At 34.2% G+C, this 21,788-nt stretch carries 17 protein-coding genes and 2 tRNA genes; 11 read left to right on the forward strand and 8 right to left on the reverse strand.

Annotation, left to right across the window (positions count from 1 at the left end; translation table 11 throughout):
• Complete coding sequence (locus tag ACSVH9_RS08575) at positions 1 to 846, reverse strand: AraC family transcriptional regulator (protein WP_438063367.1); 846 nt, start codon at positions 844 to 846, stop codon at positions 1 to 3.
• A gap of 175 nt (positions 847 to 1,021) precedes the next feature.
• Between ACSVH9_RS08575 and ACSVH9_RS08580 the strand changes: the two genes are divergently transcribed.
• From ACSVH9_RS08580 to ACSVH9_RS08595, 4 genes are all read left to right on the forward strand, one after another.
• Entirely contained in the window at positions 1,022 to 2,929 is a 1,908-nt protein-coding gene (locus ACSVH9_RS08580; protein WP_438063368.1) for a beta-L-arabinofuranosidase domain-containing protein, read from the forward strand.
• A gap of 99 nt (positions 2,930 to 3,028) precedes the next feature.
• The gene (locus ACSVH9_RS08585; RefSeq protein WP_438063369.1) at positions 3,029 to 4,864 is read left to right on the forward strand and encodes a glycoside hydrolase family 13 protein; all 1,836 of its coding nucleotides are present in this window, start codon (positions 3,029 to 3,031) and stop codon (positions 4,862 to 4,864) included.
• A gap of 7 nt (positions 4,865 to 4,871) precedes the next feature.
• Complete coding sequence (locus ACSVH9_RS08590; RefSeq protein ID WP_438063370.1) at positions 4,872 to 5,789, forward strand: alpha/beta hydrolase; 918 nt, start codon at positions 4,872 to 4,874, stop codon at positions 5,787 to 5,789.
• A gap of 7 nt (positions 5,790 to 5,796) precedes the next feature.
• On the forward strand, positions 5,797 to 6,213 hold the full coding sequence (locus tag ACSVH9_RS08595; RefSeq protein WP_438063371.1) for a DUF2141 domain-containing protein: 417 nt from the start codon (positions 5,797 to 5,799) through the stop codon (positions 6,211 to 6,213).
• 184 nt (positions 6,214 to 6,397) lie between these two features.
• Here the strand turns inward: ACSVH9_RS08595 and typA are convergent, their stop codons facing one another.
• On the reverse strand, positions 6,398 to 8,194 hold the full coding sequence (gene typA, locus ACSVH9_RS08600) for a translational GTPase TypA (RefSeq protein ID WP_298299310.1): 1,797 nt from the start codon (positions 8,192 to 8,194) through the stop codon (positions 6,398 to 6,400).
• 171 nt (positions 8,195 to 8,365) lie between these two features.
• Between typA and ACSVH9_RS08605 the strand changes: the two genes are divergently transcribed.
• Together ACSVH9_RS08605 and ACSVH9_RS08610 are read left to right on the forward strand one after the other, a co-directional pair.
• Positions 8,366 to 10,066 (forward strand): PAS domain-containing protein, encoded by a 1,701-nt coding sequence (locus tag ACSVH9_RS08605; protein ID WP_438063372.1) that lies wholly within the window; start codon positions 8,366 to 8,368, stop codon positions 10,064 to 10,066.
• Between the two features lie 10 nt (positions 10,067 to 10,076).
• The gene (locus ACSVH9_RS08610; protein ID WP_315141768.1) at positions 10,077 to 10,478 is read left to right on the forward strand and encodes a response regulator; all 402 of its coding nucleotides are present in this window, start codon (positions 10,077 to 10,079) and stop codon (positions 10,476 to 10,478) included.
• Between the two features lie 64 nt (positions 10,479 to 10,542).
• On the opposite strand, the gene rpsT is transcribed toward ACSVH9_RS08610, so the two are convergent.
• The 4 genes from rpsT to proS all read right to left on the reverse strand — a co-directional run bounded on the left by rpsT (position 10,543) and on the right by proS (position 12,682).
• Positions 10,543 to 10,794, reverse strand: a complete 252-nt coding sequence (gene rpsT / locus ACSVH9_RS08615; protein ID WP_159686122.1) for a 30S ribosomal protein S20 — start codon at positions 10,792 to 10,794, stop codon at positions 10,543 to 10,545.
• 140 nt (positions 10,795 to 10,934) lie between these two features.
• Positions 10,935 to 11,006 (reverse strand) — tRNA-Glu (locus ACSVH9_RS08620).
• Between the two features lie 47 nt (positions 11,007 to 11,053).
• A tRNA-Glu gene (locus tag ACSVH9_RS08625) sits at positions 11,054 to 11,125 on the reverse strand.
• Between the two features lie 78 nt (positions 11,126 to 11,203).
• A complete protein-coding gene (proS, locus tag ACSVH9_RS08630; RefSeq protein WP_438063373.1) occupies positions 11,204 to 12,682 on the reverse strand; it encodes a proline--tRNA ligase in 1,479 nt (492 codons plus the stop codon).
• 102 nt (positions 12,683 to 12,784) lie between these two features.
• Here proS and ACSVH9_RS08635 point away from each other — a divergent pair, with 102 nt between their 5' ends.
• The 5 genes from ACSVH9_RS08635 (at position 12,785) to ACSVH9_RS08655 (ending at position 18,360) form a co-directional block, all read left to right on the forward strand.
• Positions 12,785 to 13,774, forward strand: coding sequence for a hypothetical protein (locus ACSVH9_RS08635; protein WP_438063374.1), 990 nt, complete (start codon positions 12,785 to 12,787; stop codon positions 13,772 to 13,774).
• 44 nt (positions 13,775 to 13,818) lie between these two features.
• A complete protein-coding gene (locus tag ACSVH9_RS08640) occupies positions 13,819 to 15,321 on the forward strand; it encodes an OmpP1/FadL family transporter (RefSeq protein WP_438063375.1) in 1,503 nt (500 codons plus the stop codon).
• 321 nt (positions 15,322 to 15,642) lie between these two features.
• A complete protein-coding gene (gene rimO, locus ACSVH9_RS08645; RefSeq protein WP_438063376.1) occupies positions 15,643 to 16,953 on the forward strand; it encodes a 30S ribosomal protein S12 methylthiotransferase RimO in 1,311 nt (436 codons plus the stop codon).
• 31 nt (positions 16,954 to 16,984) lie between these two features.
• On the forward strand, positions 16,985 to 17,437 hold the full coding sequence (locus ACSVH9_RS08650; protein WP_438063377.1) for a hypothetical protein: 453 nt from the start codon (positions 16,985 to 16,987) through the stop codon (positions 17,435 to 17,437).
• 20 nt (positions 17,438 to 17,457) lie between these two features.
• The gene (locus ACSVH9_RS08655) at positions 17,458 to 18,360 is read left to right on the forward strand and encodes an N-acetylmuramoyl-L-alanine amidase (RefSeq protein ID WP_438063378.1); all 903 of its coding nucleotides are present in this window, start codon (positions 17,458 to 17,460) and stop codon (positions 18,358 to 18,360) included.
• A 56-nt stretch (positions 18,361 to 18,416) separates the two neighbouring features.
• Here ACSVH9_RS08655 and ACSVH9_RS08660 read toward each other — a convergent pair whose 3' ends face one another.
• Both ACSVH9_RS08660 and ACSVH9_RS08665 read right to left on the reverse strand, forming a co-directional pair.
• Positions 18,417 to 19,058: a hypothetical protein gene (locus ACSVH9_RS08660; RefSeq protein WP_438063379.1), complete on the reverse strand. Its 642-nt coding sequence runs from the start codon at positions 19,056 to 19,058 to the stop codon at positions 18,417 to 18,419.
• 102 nt (positions 19,059 to 19,160) lie between these two features.
• On the reverse strand, positions 19,161 to 21,689 hold the full coding sequence (locus tag ACSVH9_RS08665; protein WP_438063380.1) for a mechanosensitive ion channel family protein: 2,529 nt from the start codon (positions 21,687 to 21,689) through the stop codon (positions 19,161 to 19,163).
• Positions 21,690 to 21,788 lie beyond the last annotated feature (99 nt).

Raw genomic sequence — 21,788 nt, forward strand, 5'->3', positions numbered from 1 at the left:
TTATAAAAGGTTTGACTGTCTGAATTGTCTCGGCGTCAAACCTTTTTTCTTTAAAAATATTCGGTTGAAATAACTCAAAGACTCATAGCCACACTGCATAGCAATCTGATTGATATCCAAATCTGTTTTCAATAAAATTTGACAGCTTTCTTGTATTCGAATATCATTCAAATAATCTGAAAAGGTTTTACCCGTAGCTTTTTTAAAAAACTTACAAAAATTACTTTCCGAAAGTGAAATCAAGCTTGCCACCTCACCCAATGTAATTTTAGTGGTAAAGTTTTGTTCCAAATAACCACAAACTTTATTAATTCTTTTTTCTGTTTCTAAAGACTGTAAGGACACAACATTTTCTGTGGCCAATGGAAGTGATTCCGCAGCACTCAATTGATTCAATAATGCCAAAAAAGAAAGAATACGATCAAAACCCGTGGTCTCTGTAAGTTGAATCATCAAACTCTTGACTTCTTCGTTCGCTAAATTAAAAAAAAGGCCTTTTTGAGCAGTGTCCAATAATTTTTGCAAAGCTGCACTCTCTTCAAAACCTAAAAAAGAAGCTATAAATGAAGAGGAAAACTGTAATACAACAGCTTCAAACAGTGCATCATCTTTAGATTTTCCTACCCAAGTATGCGGTAAATTAGGACCTATCAAAACCAAATCCCCATCCGTAAAAGACGCATAGCTATTCCCAACTAATCGAAAACCATTGCCTTTGACAATATAGGTCAATTCATATTCGGGATGATAATGCCATTTGAATTCAAAAAAAGGAACTTCAAAACGATAGCTATAAAAAGTAGCATTGGGTTGCTGTAATCTAATTTGTTCTAAAATCGGCTTCATAATACAATACTATTCAGATATACATCAAATATAATTACATAAATTCAATATAGTATTACAATTGAATAAAATAGGATTAATTACAACCCTTTTATTCCACTAATTTTGATACATCCAGTAAATTTTATTTGAAAAAAGTAAAATTTACTATTGCAACAACATCAAATTCATTACTATGAAAAGCTATTATATTCTTTTTGCCTTATTATTTTTTAACGCTATGAATGCACAACAAAAAAAACAGGAACAGTACACAACACTTCCCTTTGGAAGTATTACACCTTCAGGCTGGATAAAAAATCAAATGGAAAAAGACATGCAAGGTTTCGTTGGTCATCTTGATGAATTAGTACCCGATTTGATTAATGATCCCATATACGGAAAAGGGAGATTGCAAAAACACAGCAAGGCAAAAGATTTGGGCAATCAAAAAGAAGGTGATGCCGAAGGAGATGATCAATACAAATGGTGGAATAGTGAGACGCAATCCAATTGGTGGGATGGTTACCTTAGAAATGCCATTTTACTGAATGACGCCAAGGCTTTACAAAAAGTAAAAAAATATATCAACGAAATCTTAGCCACACAAGATGCTGATGGCTATCTTGGAATCTACGATCCTGAACTACGTTACAAATTCAATTCAGAAAACGGAGAATTATGGGCAAAAGCCACTTTGTATCGCGGTTTATTAGCCTATTATGACTATTCAAAAGATCCTAAAGTTTGGAAATCTTTGGTAAAAGCTGTCGATAACGTAATGCAAAATTATCCCATAAACGCGTCAAGTCCGTTTAGTTCAGGGGAAAAATTCAATGGTGGAGTCTCTCACGGCTTAACATTTACAGATGTTTTAGACAAGATGTACCAAATCACCAAAGAACAAAAATACCTAGACTATGCCTTGTTCTTGTACTTGGATTACTCAAAAACGTATCAATCTGAAAAAGATGCGCAATTACAAAACATTTTAAATCCAAATTACAAACTGCAGTCGCACGGCGTTCATACATTTGAACATTTACGTCCACTTATTGTGGCTACTTATGCCAAAAATAATCCTGAAATGGAACAAGCCCTTGCTTTGTTTTTACAACGCATCAGAGAAGTAACCACAATCACAGGAGGACCAATAGGTGATGAATGGATAGCTGAAAGAAAAGCCAATGCAACACATACAGGTTATGAATATTGCTCAATTCACGAGCTTTTGGACAGTTACAGCGTACTGCTTCAAAAAAATGGAGAAGCAAAACTCGCAGATGACATCGAAACGATATTTTATAATGCTGCACAAGGGAGTCGAAATCCAAATCATTCGTGCATAGCCTATCTAAAAACAGATAATTCTTTTGAAATGATGGGAACCAAAAATGGTGAAATAGAACCCGACAGAAAACAAACCCGATACAAATACTCTGCTACGCATCAAGATGTAGCCGTTTGTTGTAATCCAAATGCTGGTAGAATTACACCTTATTTCTTAGAAAAATCGTGGTTATTGGAAGATAACAATACACTTGTTGCCAGCTTACTTGGTCCTTCAACTGTAAAAACAACCATAGAAAGCAAACCCGTTCAAATTGAAGAAATCACCCAATATCCATTTGAAAATCGTTTCACATTTAGAATAAATAATCCTAAAAAGGCAAAATTTAATCTAAAAGTCAGAAAACCGAATTGGGCTACTAAAATAATCGCATCGAAACCATACAAAGAGATTGACGGATTTTTACTTTTTGAAGAAAATAGTTTAGAAAAAGAGGCAATTACACTAGAGTTTGAAGCAGCAATCGTTGTCAAAAAGGATGCCAACAACGAAAAATATTTCACCTATGGTGCTCAGGTTTTTGCGCTACCCTTTCAAGCTGAAGAAATAAAAGGGAGACTTTACAAAACTGGCTTTTATGATATAGAATATGCTCCTAAAGAAAAGTTAAGTTACTCCTTTATTGAGGAAAATAATGCTAAATTTAAAGATGGTAAAATAGAGGTAACTTTAAAAAACAACAGTACCCAAACCACTGAAAAAGTGACTCTTATTCCATTTGGAAAAACCATTTTAAGACAAGTTTCCTTTTAAAATATTGCATTTATGAAATAAGCATGACCGAAAATTAATCGCAAACACTAATGAAGATATGCGAATTATATATGACCTTAAAAAAAATATTATCTACATATGAAAAAAATCACCATCCTTTTACTAGTAATCACCACTTCAATTCAAGCACAAATCCAACGCATTGAGCCAGCCAATTGGTGGGTGGGAATGAAACTCAATCAAATCACTTTATTGGTCTACGGAAACAATATTCAAGATTTAGAACCTACAACAAAATACGAAGGAGTAAGTATCGTAAAAACAGAAAAAGTTGAGAATCCAAACTATCTTTTTGTGACAATCAACATTGCTCCCGATACTAAAGTTGGAAAAGCTAAAATTGACTTCAAGAAAAAGGGGAAAACTATCATTACTAAAGATTTTCCTTTATTAGCTAGAGAAAACAACAGCGCCAACAGAGAAAGTTTCTCTAACAAAGATGTAATTCTCTTAATAATGCCTGATCGCTTTGCTAATGGTAATCCCAAAAACGATAACCTGCCCGGTAGTTTAGAAAAAGCCAATCGCGCTGACGAAAGCGGAAGGCACGGTGGTGACATTCAAGGAATTATTAACAACTTAGATTACATTCAATCGCTTGGGTATACTCAAATTTGGAATACACCGCTTGCAGAAAACAATATGCCAAAGTATTCCTATCACGGTTATGCTGCTACCGATTTTTATAAAATTGACCCTCGCTACGGCACCAATGAAGATTTTAAAAGACTAGTACAAGAAGCTAAAAAAAGAAACATAGGCTTGATTTGGGATGTTGTTTTAAATCATTGTGGGTTAGAATATTATTTTATCAAAGATATGCCAATGAAAGATTGGGTTAATGTTCCAGATACCAAAACAAGAACCAATCACTTGAAATCGACACTTTTGGACCCTTATGCCACAGAACAAGATAAAAAAGGGTATACCGATGGATGGTTTGATTCCACTATGCCCGATTTAAACCAAAAAAATCCATTGATGGCGAGTTATTTAATTCAAAACACCATTTGGTGGGTTGAATATGCTGGGCTTTCTGGTTTTAGAGAAGACACTTTTTCGTATGCTGACAAAGATTTCTTGGCCAAATGGACCAAAACCATTCTAGAAGAGTATCCCAACTTTAATATCGTGGGTGAAGAGATGACCCATGTCACAGAAATCGCTGCCTATTGGCAAAAAGACAAAAAAAATGTAGACGGATACCAATGCTACTTGCCATCCTTAATGGATTTTGCTCTAACCGATAATTTGGTAAAAGCCTTGAACAATAAAAATGATTGGGAATCAACATGGAAAGAAATATACAGAGGTTTGGGGCAAGATTACCAATTTCCGAACCCCAATAATTTGCTGATTTTTCCAGACAATCACGATATGGACCGTATTTATACAAGATTACAACACAATCTGGACCATTGGAAATTAGCCATGACCTTATATGCAACTATGCGAGGAATTCCGCAAATGTATTATGGGACTGAATTATTGTACAGACAAGAAAAACCAGGTAATGATGGATTCAGAAGGGTCGATTTTTATGGTGGTTGGGAAGGTGATTCCAAGAATGCTGTTACTGGAAAAGGATTAACTAATGAAGAAGTAGAGGCACAAAAATTCTTTACACAGCTTTTCAATTGGAGAAAAACAGCCACCGCTATTCACAATGGAAAATTCAAACATTATGCTCCCGAAAAAAATGATGCTTACGTCTATTTCCGATACAACGACACTCAAAAAATAATGGTGATTTTGAATAAAAACGATAAAAAAATCACATTGGATATGAAAACCTATCAAGACATGATTCCTTCCAACTTCAATGCAAAAGATGCGCTAAGTGGTAAAGAAATAAATGTCAATGGAACACTAGAAGTTGCCCCAAAATCGGCTTTAATTTTAGAAATTAAATAGCATAACAATGAAAAAACAGCTCACCATTTTCTTGGTTCTCTTTTTGATTTTCGCCACAACAGCACAAGTACAAGTCACTTCAGGAAAAGTACAACGTTTTGAAAATTTCAAATCAAAACTAATTGATGCCCGAAACATTGATGTTTGGCTACCCGATGGTTATTCTGAGCAAGGAAAATATGCCGTTTTGTACATGCACGACGGTCAAGCGTTATACGATGCACAAAGCACTTGGAATAAACAAGCTTGGGAGATAGATGAAGTGGCTGGGAAATTAATAGCAGAAGGAAAAACTCAAAAATTTATAGTCGTAGGCATTTGGAACAACGGCCCAAAACGCCACCCCGAATATTTTCCTCAAAAACCTTATGAAAGTTTGACTCAAATTCAAAGAGACACAGTCACAGCTCAATTGCAGAAAGCTGGTAGAACCAAGGAAATCTTCAAACCGTATTCTGATTTGTATCTTCAGTTTTTGGTTACTGAGGTAAAACCTTTTATCGACAAGACATTCTCAACAAAAAAGGACCAAAAAAATACTTTTGTTGCTGGTTCCAGTATGGGAGGACTTATTTCGATGTATGCTATTTGTGAATATCCAAAAGTTTTTGGAGGTGCTGCTTGTTTATCTACGCATTGGCCAGGTACTTTTTCTTCAGATAATAATCCAATTCCTAATGCCTTTGTAGCGTACTTAAAAAAGAAACTTCCCAATCCAAAAGACCATAAAATCTACTTTGATTATGGCGACCAAACCTTGGATGCCATGTACAAACCATTACAAGAAAAAGTAGATGTTGTGATGAAAGCCAAAGGTTTTACCAACAAAAACTGGGAAACCAAATTCTTCCCTGGAGAAAACCATTCGGAAGTAGCGTGGGCGAAGCGATTGGATATTCCACTATTGTTTCTGTTAAAAAATTAAATATAAGATGTTAAAACTTTTATCACTATTATTTGGAATAAGCAGCCTAGCTTTTTCTCAAAACACAAGCCTTACTGTTACTGTCACAGGAATAAAAAATAACACCGGAAAACTTACCGTAGAAGTCTACAACTCGAAAGGAAAGTTTTTAAAAAGTGCTTTTAAAACCACTTCATCTACTATCAAATCCAACACAGCAACAGTAACTTTTAGTGATTTACCCAAATCCGAATACACTGTTATGGTATATCACGACGAAAACAACAATGGAAAATTGGACAAAAACTTCATCGGAATGCCAAAAGAGGCTGTAGCTTGTTCGAACAATGCTAAAGGATTTATGGGACCACCAAAATATGAGGATGCGAAGTTTTCTCTTGTTGCTGACTCAAAAATTACAATTAAAATGAATGATAAGCTATAATTTCTAATGGTAGCAATATTGTGTTAGGGATAGCAGCGGCATCCTTTTTGGGGCTTTTTTCTAGCCCCAAAAAGATATAGCTGATAGCCCGGCCCGCCTTTTTCTGGCGGGGAACACCATAAAAAAAATCCCAAACTCCATTGACTCTGGAATTTGGGATTTTAAGTATTGTATTTGAAGAGAATTAGATTTTATATCTTTTTCTATCTGTTTCAGACAAGTAAATCTTACGTAAACGTAATGATTTTGGAGTTACCTCAACATATTCATCTTTTTGGATGTACTCCAAAGCTTCTTCTAAAGAGAATTTAATAGCTGGGATAATTCTTGCTTTATCATCTGCACCTGAAGAACGTACGTTAGATAACTTTTTAGTTTTAGTAACGTTAACTGTCATATCATCGCTACGAGTGTTTTCACCAATTACCTGACCTTCGTAGATATCCTCGTTAGGGTCAACAAAGAATTTACCTCTGTCTTGTAATTTATCGATAGAATAAGGAATTGCTTTTCCGTTTTCCATAGAAATCAATGAACCGTTGTTACGTCCTGGAATTTCACCTTTGAAAGGTTCATAACCAATAAAACGGTGTGACATAATAGCTTCACCAGCAGTTGCAGTCAACAATTGGTTACGTAAACCTATGATACCACGAGAAGGAATGTTGAATTTTACAATCATACGCTCTCCTTTTCCTTCCATAGATAACATTTCACCTTTACGGATAGAAACAAACTCTACAGCTCTACCTGAAAGATTTTCTGGTAAATCGATAGTTAATTCTTCAACTGGTTCACATTTTACACCATCAATTTCTTTAATGATAACTTGTGGTTGACCAATTTGTAATTCGTATCCTTCTCTTCTCATCGTTTCGATTAACACTGACAAGTGCAATACACCACGACCAAAAACCATAAATTTATCTGCAGAATCAGTCTCACCTACTTTCATAGCCAAGTTTTTCTCTAATTCTTTTGTCAAACGTTCTCTAATGTGTCTTGAAGTAACAAATTTTCCTTCTTTACCAAAGAATGGAGAATCGTTAATCGTAAACAACATACTCATTGTTGGCTCATCAATTGCGATGGTTTGTAAAGCTTCTGGATTTTCAAAATCAGCGATAGTATCTCCAATTTCAAATCCTTCTACTCCAACAATAGCACAAATATCACCTGCAACAACTTGAGCCACTTTTTTACGTCCAAGACCTTCAAAAGTATGTAATTCTTTAATTCTTGATTTGATTACTTTACCATCTCTTTTTACCAAAGAAATAGGCATTCCTTCGTTCAAAACACCTCTTTCAAGACGACCAATCGCAATACGACCAGTAAATGAAGAGAAATCTAATGAAGTAATCAACATTTGTGGTGTTCCTTCAGACACTTTTGGTGCAGGAACATTCTCAATTACCATATCCAACAAAGGCTCGATATTTTCTGTTTGATTTTTCCAATCATCAGACATCCAGTTGTTTTTTGCAGAACCGTAAACCGTTGGGAAGTCTAATTGCCATTCTTGTGCACCCAATTCAAACATCAAGTCAAAAACTTTTTCGTGAACTTCTTCTGGAGTACAGTTTTCTTTATCAACTTTATTGATAACTACACATGGTTTTAATCCCAAATCGATTGCTTTTTGCAAAACGAAACGAGTTTGAGGCATTGGTCCCTCAAAAGCATCTACTAGTAAACAAACACCGTCTGCCATGTTCAATACACGTTCTACTTCACCACCAAAATCCGCGTGACCAGGAGTATCAATAATATTGATTTTAGTTCCTTTATATTCAACTGATACGTTTTTTGATGTAATAGTAATCCCTCTTTCACGCTCTAAGTCGTTATTATCAAGAATTAAATCACCTGTGTTTTCGTTGTCACGAAATAATTGACAGTGATACATAATTTTATCAACCAAAGTGGTTTTACCGTGATCGACGTGGGCAATAATTGCAATGTTTCTAATAGATTCCATCTGTGATTTTTTGTGGGTGCAAATGTACACTTTATTTTCATATAAAAAACTTTCGAACACGGTTTCCTAAAACAATGAATAACAAGCAGTTCATTATTTGTCATTTTTAAGAAACAAAGTTTTGTAACAGAAATTTAAAATTCTAACAAATAAATTATTTATATTTGATTAATGAGAAGTAAAACCAACCAAATAATTAGCATTTTCATTCTTTTCTCCATATTTATGGCCATAATTTGGCATAAATTCTCAAACAATCTTCAACTTGAAAATCCTTACTATTACAACCTTATCAAAGATGTTATTTTCATCTTATTTGTAGGTTTATTATTTCGATATATTTTATCCAAAAACGAAAAACGCAATAGTAGAATTTTAGAAAAAATAAAATCCAACAATAACGAAATAAAAGAATCTAACGAGAAATACGATATTGTATCAAAAGCCACTAGTGATACGATTTGGGATTGGAAAATACAAGAGGATACTATAACTTGGAATAAAGGAATTGAAACTATTTTTGGCTACACCCAGGAACAAGTTGGCAATAACTCTGCATGGTGGTTTGACAAGATTCACCCTGAAGACAGTATAAAAATGTCGGTAAAACTCTACTCCTTTATTGAGCAAAAATCTGAAAAATGGCAAGACCAATACCGTTTTAGATGTGCTGACAACACCTATAAATATGTACTAGATAGAGGCTTTCTTTTAAAAGACAAAAAAGGGAGAGCTCATCGAATGATTGGAGCCATTCAAGACATAACCAAACAAAAAAAGGAAGAGGAAAATCTTAAATTATTAGAAACTGTTGTAACCCAAACCAAAGATGCCATTGTAATTACCAAATCAGACTCCAACAGCGCAAGATTTCCTAACATCATATATGTGAACAATGCTTTTTGCGCTATGACTGGGTACAAATCAAAAAAAGTACTATCAAAACCATTCAATCCATTCAATACTGAAGAGCTAGATAGCCATGAATATGAAAAATTCATTGCTGCAATTGCAGAAAAAAGAGAATGCCAAATTGAAACTTTAACCAAAAAGAAAAACAAAGAAGAATATTGGGTACGCTTTTCTATGATTCCAATTTACAACTCAGACAACGAACTCTCCCATTGGATTTCTATTCAAAAAGACGTAACTGAGGAAAGAAAACAAGAAAAGGAAAAAGAACAACTAATTCGAGAATTGACTCAAAACAATAAAGACCTAAAACAATTTTCATACATAACCTCACACAATCTTAGGGCGCCATTATCAAATTTAATTGGACTATTAAATTTAATAGAAGACATCCCAATAAACAACTCTGAACTATCAGAAATAATTAATGGTTTTAAAAAATCAACGCATCTTTTAAATGAAACGATAAATGATTTAGTAAAAATCATCGTAATCAAAGACAAAATATCCATTCAAAAAGAAAACGTAACAATCAATGAAGTTGTAGAACATGTTTTTAGTCAACTCAAATTTCAAATTGAGCAATCAAAACCGATACTCAAACTAAATTTTGATGAAGCAGATACAATTTACACCAATAAAGCGTACCTTGAAAGCATTTTAATCAACTTGTTAACGAATTCTATTAAATACAAATCGGAAACAAAAAAGTTAAAAATTTCAATTACAATTAAAAAAACAAACAATTCGACCATACTAAAATTTAAAGACAACGGCATAGGAATTGACCTTAAACGAAATTCAGAACACATTTTTGGTTTGTATCAAAGATTCCATGATTATCCTGATAGCAAAGGATTAGGCCTCTATTTAGTAAAATCTCAAATAGAATCATTAGGCGGTACAATATCCATTGAAAGCGAAGTAAACAAAGGGACAGAGTTCACCTTAACCTTTTAAACAAAAGAAAATGTATAACACCATTTTTTGCATAGATGACGACCCAATTTCGTTAATGATTAGTAAAAAAATCATAACGAAAACCTCTTTCGCAAAAGAGATTTTAACAGCATCGAATGGAGAAGAGGCGTTAAAAATCTACGATGAACTCAATAAAAATCAATTATTAAGTGCAAAACCTGAATTTATTTTTTTAGACCTAAATATGCCAGTAATGGGAGGTTGGAAATTCTTAGAACTTTTTACCCAACCAGAATATGCTGCCTTTAACAATACGAAAGTAATTATTCTATCCTCCACTATCGACCCACAAGATTTAGCTAAAGCAAAAACCTATAAAATAGTAGCTGATTTTTTACCCAAACCAATTACGGTGGGAATGTTAGAATACCTTACAGAAAAATTCAGATAAATACAAAACAAAAAAAAGCTCCTTTTTAGGAGCTTTTTTTAATATATCAAACACTAAATGTGTATTACAATTTAGCAACGTGTTTAGTTAATTTAGATTTTAAATTAGAAGCTTTATTATCGTGAATGATATTTTTCTTAGCTAATTTATCAATCATAGATATAACAGCAGACAATTTAGCTGAAGCATCAACTTTATCTGTAGCAATTCTTAACGCCTTGATAGCATTACGAGTAGTTTTGTGTTGGTATCTATTTAACACTCTTTTCTTTTCGTTACTTCTAATTCTCTTTAAAGCTGACTTATGATTTGCCATTGTACTATTTTTTTATCTTTATTATTTTATTTTGAAGTCTATAAAGAAGCTAATACTTATTTTGGCCAAAACCGGCTTTACTATTAAAAAAACAAAATAAATGTCTTTTTACATCTTAGTACTACTTCAATAAAAATTTGTAGTCCGTGGGGGAATCGAACCCCCCTTACCAGGATGAAAACCTGGCGTCCTAACCGATAGACGAACGGACCAATCTCCTGATTAAAGTCCAGGAAAACTATATTAAAAACAAAATTTGTAGTCCGTGGGGGAATCGAACCCCCCTTACCAGGATGAAAACCTGGCGTCCTAACCGATAGACGAACGGACCCTGCTTCTGTATTGCGGATGCAAAAATACAACTATTTTTGAGAAGCACAATAGCTGATGCAAAAAAAATTAATTTTTTTTAATATGCCTTTGCAAAAAGCACTCTTCCAACCGAAGGATTCCCAGTAAATACACAGCTTCCCGCCTCCTCTACTCTATCCAAAGGAATACATCTTATGGTTGCTTTTGTTAACTCTTTTATCTTTTCTTCAGTAGCAGCAGTACCATCCCAATGAGCCGAAATGAACCCTCCTTTTCCTTCCAAAACAGACTTAAATTCCTCAAAACTATTTACTTCTGTAATATGACTCTCTCTATAGGATAGCGCATTATTAAATAAATCCGCTTGAATTTGAGAAAGTAAATTAACAATATAATTTTCTATTCCATCTGCAGCAACCACCTCTTTAGACAAATTATCTCGTCGAGCTACTTCAAAAGTTCCGTTTTCTAAATCTTTTGGACCTACTGCAATTCGAACAGGGACACCTTTTAATTCCCACTCTGCAAATTTAAATCCTGGTTTCTGTGTAGTTCTATCATCATACTTAACACTAATATTAAGTTTGCGTAGCGCAGCTGAAATAATAGCAACAGCAGCTGAAATAGCTTGCAATTGTTCTTCTGACTTATATATAGGTACAATAACAACTTGTATTGGTGCCAAATTAGGAGGTAAAACCAATCCTTTATCATCAGAGTGCGTCATAACTAAAGCGCCCATCAATCGAGTTGAAACTCCCCAAGAAGTCCCCCAAACATATTCCTGCTTCCCTTCTGCATTGGCAAACTTAACATCAAAAGCTTTAGCAAAATTTTGTCCTAAGAAATGTGATGTCCCAGCTTGCAATGCTTTTCCATCTTGCATCAAAGCTTCGATACAATACGTTTCCTCAGCACCTGCGAATCGTTCTGTTTCGGTTTTCAAGCCTTTTACAACGGGTATAGCCATAAAATTCTGAACGAAATCAGCATAAACATTCATCATTTTTTCCGATTCTTCAATCGCTTCTTTTTTGGTTGCGTGAGCAGTATGTCCTTCTTGCCACAAAAACTCAGCAGTCCTTAAGAACAATCGCGTTCTCATCTCCCATCTCACCACATTAGCCCATTGATTAATCAGCAATGGCAAATCTCTATACGACTGAACCCAACCTTTATAAGTTGACCAAATGATTGCCTCACTAGTTGGACGTACAATTAACTCCTCTTCTAATTTAGCATTTGGATCCACCATTAATTTCCCAGGCTTATCAGGATCATTTTTTAATCTATAATGAGTTACTATCGCACATTCTTTCGCAAATCCTTCAGCATTCTTTTCTTCAGCTTCAAACATACTTTTCGGCACAAACAAAGGAAAATAAGCATTTTGATGTCCCGTTTCTTTAAACATACGATCTAATTCTGCTTGCATTTTTTCCCAGATAGCATATCCGTATGGCTTGATTACCATACAGCCTCTAACACCTGAATTCTCGGCTAAATCAGCTTTTACAACTAGCTCATTATACCATTTCGAATAATCTTCTTCTCTTGTAGTAAGGTTCTTGCTCATATCAAATAGTTTGGCACAAATTTTGTTTTATTTTTTTTAACTTATTAGTTAGGCAAAACTAACTATTTTTGTATTGTTCAACAATAAAAAATCCCATAGAATATGAAAACTACTGTTTTTTACCAAAGAAATATACCCCAATTTGCATTTATTGGATTTTTATGTTTACTAATTTCATCGTGTGGCTCTTACCAAAACAGCTCCTATTACGAAACAGACGGTGTTTACGGCTCAAATTCTTCAAGAGTTGTTTACAATGAATCACAAAACACCTCTGGCAATCAATATCAAGAATATTTTAGATCATTGCAAAACACCAATTCATCTTCAGAAATTTTTACAGACGTAGAAAGCTACAATAATTATGAAGATAGCAATGATAGTATACAAGCTCCAAATACTGGCTACGCAAGTTGGGGAAGCAATCCACAAAGCACTACCATATATATTAATGACAATGGTTGGAACAACTGGTATGGTGCCGGATGGGGATGGAACAACCCTTGGGGTTGGAATGGCGGCTGGGGATGGAATACTGGTTGGGGATGGAATACTGGCTGGGGTTGGAATGCTGGCTGGGGTCTTGGTTGGGGATGGGGTTATCCTGCAGGAGGTTGGTGGGGCTACCCTGGTGGATACTGGGGATATCCAAGTTACAGATACAACAATTATGCCTACAATGCTAGCAGAAGAGGCTCTGGATACTCCAATGGGAACTACATTAACAGAAGCTACAATAGCCGTAACAGTCAAAACATGACTACCTATAGAAGAAGCAGTACAGATTTCAGAAGAGGCACTACTGATTTTAGAAGAAATAGCAACTCTAGCTACACCAGTACCAATTCTTTCAACAGAAGAAATAACAGTTCTAACTCAAACAATTCATCCTATACTACTACAAGAACCAGTAGAGAGAGCAGCAATTATAACACAAATTCTAATAGTTCTTCACGATCAAGAAGCAATAGCTACACTCCTAGTCGATCCTATTCTCCAAGTTCTTCAAGTGGAAGTATGCGTTCCTCAGGTGGTAGTAGCGGAGGCGGAACGAGATCTTCAGGCGGAGGCGGAAGAGGTGGAAGAGGTTAATACCTTTCTATAAACAACTATTCAATCAAACATACATAACCATTATGAAGAAGACCTATATAGTAATCGCTATTGCTTTTTTGTGCACTTCAGTAAAAGCTCAAGAAATATCAGATGCTTTACGTTATTCTGTAGACAACCTCAACGGTACAGCTAGATACCGGTCGATGAGCGGCGCTTTTGGAGCATTGGGCGGTGATTTATCCTCTATCAATGTAAATCCAGCAGGCTCTGCTGTGTTCAACAACAATCAATTAGGGCTAACTATAAGCAACTATAGCACTAAAAATAATTCCAACTATTTTGGAACTCAAACTAGCGATAGTGAAAATTCTTTTGACTTGAATCAAGCTGGAGGTGTTTTTGTATTTAAAAACCACAACAGAAATGCTGATTGGACTAAAATTGCCTTTGCGGTTAACTATGAAAACACCAACAATTTTGACAATGCTAAATTTTCTGCAGGAGTAAATCCAACCAATTCTATTGCTAATTATTTTTTGAGTTATGCCAATGGAATTTCTTTAAACACAATTGAATTCGGAAACTATCCTGAATTAAACTACAGACAACAACAAGCTTTCTTTGGTTTTCACGGATATATTATCAATCCTGTTTCAAATGCAACTAATAATACAGCCTATACATCAAATGTTCGCGAAGGAGGCAATTACTACCAAGAAAACGCCATTTACTCCAATGGGTACAACGGAAAGTTATCCTTTAACTTTTCCTCTTCCTACAAGGACAAACTTTATATAGGTATTAACCTTAATTCGCATTTTTCTAACTATACTCAATCTTCAAGATTTTACGAAGACAATGATAACACTTTAACAAATGAAGACCGAATTACAAGAATGCGTTTCAGTAATGATTTATACACTAACGGAACAGGATTTTCATTTCAAATAGGTACTATTGCAAAAATTACAGATGGATTGAGACTAGGTGCGGCCTATGAATCTCCAACTTGGATGAATTTGAGTGATGAATTGACACAACGATTAAGTTCTGTTAGAAGCAATACTTCTGGTGAGCTACCAACTGATGTAATTGACCCACGTATTACTAACTATTATGCTCCTTATCGATTACAAACTCCAAGTAAATTTACTGGAAGTGCGGCTTATGTATTTGGCAAAAAAGGATTAATTAGTGTTGATTACTCTATAAAAGATTATAATAATGTCAAATTTAGACCTACAAGTGACGATTATTATAGAGATTTAAACGCTGAAATGGATGCAACTCTTAAAACTTCTGGAGAATTACGAATTGGTGCTGAATATAAAATTAAAGCGTTGAGTTTGAGAGGTGGCTACCGAATGGAAAAAAGTCCTTATAAGAACAAAACTACCATTGGAGACTTAACTGGCTATTCTGGAGGTTTGGGATATAATTTTGGAGCAACACGAGTTGACCTTGCTTATTCTTATGCTAAACGAAATTACCAACAAGGTTTTTTTAGCACGGGACTTACGAATGCAGCAAGCATAGACGCCATTAACAATAACGTTTCTCTGACGGTGCTGTTTGAATTATAAAAAGAAATAGAAAAAGAAGCCCAATTCGGCTTCTTTTTTTTGCTGTTACTTTAAGCCTTCTTTTAAATGACAACAAAAAAGCCCTATCTTCCTTATAGCCCCGGTAGGAGCGGCATCCTTTACCTTTTTGTTTCAAAAGGCAAAGATATAGCGGATGACGGGTCTTTGATACCAAGAAAACCTTTTCCTTCCTGCTTTTAATTCTATCCAAAACTCCATATAAAATCCAATGCATATTGGGATGTGAAGTGTAATAAATGCTTTTTCAGAAGAAAAAAAAGCGTATTTTTGCCAATTCCTAGAAGAAGGGGAATCTATACTATGAGAACAAAGTCAACAAAAAAGAATAAAATCAACGTCATCACTTTAGGGTGTTCAAAAAATATTTACGATAGCGAGGTTTTGATGGGACAACTTCGTGCAAGCGGAAAAGAAGTTACCCATGAAGCAAAGGCAGATGAAGGTAACATTATCGTAATCAATACGTGTGGTTTTATTGATAATGCCAAGGCCGAATCTGTGAATATGATTTTGGAATATGCTGATAAAAAAGAAAAAGGATTGGTTGACAAAGTTTTTGTAACAGGCTGCCTTTCTGAAAGATACCGTCCGGATTTAGAAAAAGAAATTCCGAATGTAGACCAATACTTTGGAACCACTGAATTGCCTGGTTTATTAAAGGCTTTAGGCGCAGATTACAAGCATGAATTATTAGGTGAGCGCTTAACTACAACACCTAAAAACTATGCTTATTTGAAAATTTCTGAAGGTTGTGACCGACCTTGCAGTTTTTGTGCAATCCCTTTAATGAGAGGAAAAAATGTGTCTCAAACCATCGAAAAATTGGTTAAAGAAGCAGAAGGGTTGGCCAAAGATGGGGTAAAAGAATTGATTTTGATTGCTCAAGACTTGACATATTATGGTCTTGATTTATATAAAAAACGTGCACTTGGAGATTTACTAGAAGCGTTGGTAAAAGTGGAAGGTATTGAATGGATTCGTTTGCATTATGCATTCCCTACTGGTTTCCCAATGGATGTGTTGGAGATTATGAAGCGCGAACCAAAAATATGTAACTATATTGATATTCCGTTGCAACACATTTCGGACAGCATTTTGAAATCGATGCGTCGTGGTACTACAGAAGCTAAAACCACTCAACTTTTGCGTGATTTTAGAGCGGCTGTTCCAGGAATTGCAATTCGTACGACGCTAATTGTAGGTTATCCTGGTGAAACCCAAGAAGATTTTGAAACCTTGAAAAACTTTGTTCAAGAAATGAAATTTGACAGAATGGGTTGTTTTGCTTATTCACACGAAGAAAACACGCACGCTTATTTACTAGAAGACAATGTTCCTGACGAGGTAAAACAGGCTCGTGTAAACGAATTAATGGAACTACAATCTCAAATTTCATGGGATTTGAACCAAGAAAAAATAGGTAAAACGTTCAAATGTATTATCGACCGTAAAGAAGGAGCACACTTTATTGGAAGAACTGAATTTGATAGTCCAGATGTTGACAATGAAGTATTAATTGATGCTTCAAAACATTATGTAAAAACTGGGGAGTTTGTTATGATCAAAATTACAGATGCAACAGAATTTGACTTGTACGGAGAACCTGTTTAATTAGTATATTTGAATTCATAAATAGTTTACGATGCAAAAATTTCAATATTTATTGTTTTTAGGTTTTACGTTATTTTTTACTCAAACTAATTGGGCACAATATAATAACGGTTATGGCAATAATGGCTATGGTGGAGGTTATAATGGTAGAATGAATCAAATGGGAATGGGTTCTGGACCAACACAAAGTGCTCCTAAACCACCCTCAAATGAAGAAACCGCTGCAAGAGTAATGGAAAGTTTAAAAACCGAACTCAACTTTGATGCTTTGCAAGAAATTGCTATCAAAAATTTATTAATTGAAAGTTTAAATGCACAAGGCGTAATCATAAAAAAAGAGGGTTCGAACGAAAGTAAAAGCGAAGACCTTAGAGTAATCTCTGAGAATACCGACCGAAAAATACTTGAACTTTTGAATCCAGACCAGAAAGAGATTTATAAAAAAATTGTTGCTGGAGGATTTAAAAAGAAGAAAAAGAAATAAAAAACTAAAACCAACTACCAATGTTTAAACAACTACTACTTACTATTGGATTGGGTTTACTTATTAGTTCGTGCGGAACAAATCCATACAAAGAGAGTAATAAAGTATACGAACAACAATTAAAGGTGTTGCAGCAAAAATTAGCTGAAAAAGAAGCTATTGCACTAAAAAAAGTAGAGACTACTTCCACCTCTCATGATACGCTTTACACAAAACAAATCAATACACTAAAAGATTCAATTTCTAAATTTAATCCGACAGCATTAGAAAATGTTACAACCGAATGGATTGGAACGGTAAACTTCAACTTAAGAAAACCTAATTTTGTAATCATACACCATACCGCACAGGATTCCTTAAAACAAACCTTAAAAACATTTACACTAGCCAGCACAAAAGTGAGTGCACATTATGTCATCGCCGAAGATGGAAAAGTAGTACAAATGTTAAATGACTATTTGAGAGGTTGGCACGCTGGTAATGGAACTTGGGGAAGAAACAGCGATATCAACTCTGCTTCAATAGGGATTGAACTTGACAATAACGGCTCAGAGCCCTTTTCTGAAGCACAAATTAATAGTTTGCTTGCTCTTTTAACAAAACTGAAAAAAGACTACAACATTCCTACTCAAAATTTTATTGGACACTCAGATATTGCTCCTACTAGAAAAGTAGACCCTAGCGCCTTGTTTCCATGGCAATTATTGGCTGAAAAAGGTTTTGGTCTTTGGCCAGAAGCGCAATTGGAAACAGCTCCTACAGATTTTAATGCTGAAATGGCGTTGCGAATAATTGGGTATGACACAAAAAACCTGAATGCCGCTATCAAAGCCTTTAAATTGCATTATATCAAGACAGAAATTGACTCAATTATAGACCAAAAAACATTAAATGTTATTTATGCTATTTATAAAAAGCAATAACAATGTTATCTGAATAAAAAAAGGGCTTTTGAATATCAAAAGCCCTTTTTTATTACTTAAAACTTAAACCAAGCATAAGGTTCATGTTCAAAATCCAATGCTCTTGGTAAACCATCACCAGGTATAACTTTTAACTCTGGCAATATTGATGGATTAGATGGGTAAGTCTTTCCGTTAAACTTTACGATACGGTATTTACTTCCACTGTATATAAACAAGTCTTTCCATCCGTTGGTTTTATTCGTATCGATTACAACCGGATTACCTGATACCGAAAATTGCGTAATTACATTTCCTTGATTATCCAACAGCAACTGAGTACAACCACCAGTACCACAAAAATAACCTCCAGTTAATCCGACTAGAATTTCTTTTTTTCCATCATCGTTTAAATCATATTCGAAGAAAATAAACTTTTTACTGTAGTCATCTATAAAGTTCTTTGCCAAATCATCTTTGTACAAATCTTTAATAGTTAAACGGATTAAATCTGCTGTTTTCAAATTAGAAGAATTAATTCCATAACTTCCAGCTGGAATGGTATCTGTTGGGTCTGGATCTACCATTGCTTCCGTTTTAACAGTATGAACAACTAATGTGGTAGAATCAATTGGTGTTTCTTCTTGTTTAGCTTCTTTTTTACAAGAAGTCAAACCAAAAAGAGCTATTAATGATAAAGTTACGATTGCTTTTTTCATTTCGTCTTAATTTTAAATTGGTTACTAAAATTCTATATTGCTCTTATTAATAATCAACAATTATACCTTTTACTAAAAGAAGTCTTTTGTGAAAAACTAGAATTATTCCTTATCTAAATTTTCATCATTGTTAGCAGAAACATTGGAACGAATATGCAAATCTTGCTGTGGAAATGGAATTTCTATACCATTTGCTTTAAAAGCTACGTCAATCGCTATAATTAAATCATTTCGCACATCATTCCCAAAATTAAAATGAGGCACCCAATATTTTATAGCAAAATCTATAGAACTATCGTTGAATTTAGTCACCCAAACCATCGGAGCTGGATTTTTCAATACCAATTCATGTTGCATTAACACCTCTATCAAAATAGTTTTTACTTCATTCAAATCTGAGCCATAAGCGACGCCCAAATCAATCTCAAATCTACGACGATTACTACCCATAGTCCAATTCACCAAATGTTGACTCAACAAATCGCCATTAGGAATAATGACATCGGCTCCATCCCAAGTTGTAATAACACTACTTCGAATTCCGATGGATTTCATCTTACCGGTTTGCCCACCAACCTCAACAATATCATCCAAATTGATAGGTTTTTCGAAAGCAATAATCAATCCACTGACTAAGTTGTTAATTACATTTTGCAAACCAAAACCAATACCCACACTCAAAGCACTAATCATTAAAGCAATCTTATCCATAGGGATTCCAACAGAGATAAAGGCAATTAAAACTCCAAGTGTAATTATCGCAATTCGAATGAGTAGCAACCAACTTCCTAAACCTGATTTGGCGGCTCCATTTGCTGTAGTTTTACTTTCTGTTGTTAAAAACGAAACTATTTTGGCACTTAAACCAGACATAAATAAGATAAAGAAAAACAAGAAGATTGAGTTGAATGAAAACTTAAATTCCCCAAATTGTTTTTCTTCATAAAAGGCTTGTGCTATAGGCTCAATAAAGCTTTGAAAACCATACGAATTTCTATTAATCAATACAAACCAAGCCAAACCAAATAAGACATAAATAAAAGCCGGTACTTTGAATTGAGTTTCTTCCTTTTCAGCAGACAGCAATTCTTCTTCTTCAGTTTGCGTTAAATACTTTGAGAAATTTAAAATATCTAAACTCAAGCCAAAGGCCCAAATTAATTGATAAGCAATTAAAATCGTAAAATACCCATAGGTCATTAAAACCTTTGAAAGGTTATAGGAGTTTGAAAATGAAAAAATTATAGCAAAAAACTCTAAAACTATGAAAACTACCAAGGCTACGGCAAAACTTTTTTCTTCAATTTCTCTACCTTTCTTATTCCTATTGAATAACACATATATACCCAATGCTAATCCTATCAAGCTCAAAAAGAGTACAAATCTGAATTCTGATGGAGAATAAAGCAACAATAAATTATCCTGAAAAGCCAAAAAGTTTAATAAAAGAAAAGCCACACCAATTAAAAACCAATACCTATTCGATGATTTATAAATGATTAAGATCAAAGCTATCCCACTAATAGTCCATAAAAAAGCACTAAACACAAAAGGAGGCGAAGGCAAGAAAAACTGAAAGATTGAAATCATAATCAATACCGACGCCGCAAATGGATAATTCAAAACGTGTCCTGGATATTTTAAATTCTCATAGAGATCTGCTTTTTTATACTTACTTCGAATGACTCTAAGATAAAGGGTGAGCCCAATAATAAAGAAGAACAATAACCCTAAAATACCAGACTGATTCGCATAATAAAAAATAAACAACAAAGAACCTTTCCCAAAAGAGTGAACAAAATTTTCAACAAAAGAAAGTGGCTTATCGTTCCCCACAACAATATCAGATGCCCCTGAATTTACTTTTTTACTTAAAACCTTTCTTGCATTGTTTACAATAGCCAAATCAGATTCTAAACTATACTTAAATAATTTTCCGTTAATTTCTAGCTTTTGTATGCTGTCAATAGCATTTTTTAAACTTTTATTAGCTTCATTTAAATCTTTCGTTAGTGAGAACATACGTTGATAGTAGTTCTTTTTAGCAACTTCCTGATTGGGTATTTTATAAAAAATAGGGTCCGTTGCCAATGAATCCATTCTACGTTGAATACCGCTGAGTTCTCTATTATTTACTGCAATTTTATCTAACTGATAATCGGTTCTTTTTATTAGCTCATTCAAAAGAATAGACGTTGTGGTCAAATCACGTATGGTTTGCATCTTATTTACGTCTTTTACAATTCCTTTTAATGATTTTTCTTTCCAATCTACCAACAAGGCCAACTCCGTTGTAAAACCTTTATAATCAATACCTTCCTTAAGAACAGTACTGGCTTTTTGAATTTCTTCGTTAAGCGAATTAAAACTACTATTTTGCTTATTGGTCAACACATTAAACTCGTAGTTTGTTTTATTCTCTTTTAAACTCTCTGCATTTAATTGTTGCATAAGTACATCCAATTGTTTGTTCTCTTTGGCTAAAGTATCCTTATTGACAGCTTGTTTTGTTTGACCAAAAGCAATTGAATTCAAAATAAAAAAGAATACAACATAAGTACTTTTAAAATTGAAGTAGAAAAAATCGGTAAAGGCTCTTTTTTTGCTGTTTTTCATAAAAAATTGCATCATAGTATAAGATTAAATAAAAACATAAGTAATATCAAAAAAACACCTCTCATAGTATCTTCTGAGATATAAATTACAAAATTTATCATAAAAATAGTTAAA

This window comes from Flavobacterium sp. RSSB_23, assembly GCF_051547145.1.
In the GTDB taxonomy this organism is placed as follows: domain Bacteria; phylum Bacteroidota; class Bacteroidia; order Flavobacteriales; family Flavobacteriaceae; genus Flavobacterium.

Bases quoted from the DNA above. Each gene is read 5' to 3' on its own strand.
- ACSVH9_RS08575 (WP_438063367.1), bottom strand. From the start codon at position 846: ATGAAGCCGATTTTAGAACAAATTAGATTACAGCAACCCAATGCTACT.
- ACSVH9_RS08580 (WP_438063368.1), top strand. From the start codon at position 1,022: ATGAAAAGCTATTATATTCTTTTTGCCTTATTATTTTTTAACGCTATG.
- ACSVH9_RS08585 (WP_438063369.1), top strand. From the start codon at position 3,029: ATGAAAAAAATCACCATCCTTTTACTAGTAATCACCACTTCAATTCAA.
- ACSVH9_RS08590 (WP_438063370.1), top strand. From the start codon at position 4,872: ATGAAAAAACAGCTCACCATTTTCTTGGTTCTCTTTTTGATTTTCGCC.
- ACSVH9_RS08595 (WP_438063371.1), top strand. From the start codon at position 5,797: ATGTTAAAACTTTTATCACTATTATTTGGAATAAGCAGCCTAGCTTTT.
- typA (WP_298299310.1), bottom strand. From the start codon at position 8,194: ATGGAATCTATTAGAAACATTGCAATTATTGCCCACGTCGATCACGGT.
- ACSVH9_RS08605 (WP_438063372.1), top strand. From the start codon at position 8,366: ATGAGAAGTAAAACCAACCAAATAATTAGCATTTTCATTCTTTTCTCC.
- ACSVH9_RS08610 (WP_315141768.1), top strand. From the start codon at position 10,077: ATGTATAACACCATTTTTTGCATAGATGACGACCCAATTTCGTTAATG.
- rpsT (WP_159686122.1), bottom strand. From the start codon at position 10,794: ATGGCAAATCATAAGTCAGCTTTAAAGAGAATTAGAAGTAACGAAAAG.
- proS (WP_438063373.1), bottom strand. From the start codon at position 12,682: ATGAGCAAGAACCTTACTACAAGAGAAGAAGATTATTCGAAATGGTAT.
- ACSVH9_RS08635 (WP_438063374.1), top strand. From the start codon at position 12,785: ATGAAAACTACTGTTTTTTACCAAAGAAATATACCCCAATTTGCATTT.
- ACSVH9_RS08640 (WP_438063375.1), top strand. From the start codon at position 13,819: ATGAAGAAGACCTATATAGTAATCGCTATTGCTTTTTTGTGCACTTCA.
- rimO (WP_438063376.1), top strand. From the start codon at position 15,643: ATGAGAACAAAGTCAACAAAAAAGAATAAAATCAACGTCATCACTTTA.
- ACSVH9_RS08650 (WP_438063377.1), top strand. From the start codon at position 16,985: ATGCAAAAATTTCAATATTTATTGTTTTTAGGTTTTACGTTATTTTTT.
- ACSVH9_RS08655 (WP_438063378.1), top strand. From the start codon at position 17,458: ATGTTTAAACAACTACTACTTACTATTGGATTGGGTTTACTTATTAGT.
- ACSVH9_RS08660 (WP_438063379.1), bottom strand. From the start codon at position 19,058: ATGAAAAAAGCAATCGTAACTTTATCATTAATAGCTCTTTTTGGTTTG.
- ACSVH9_RS08665 (WP_438063380.1), bottom strand. From the start codon at position 21,689: ATGATGCAATTTTTTATGAAAAACAGCAAAAAAAGAGCCTTTACCGAT.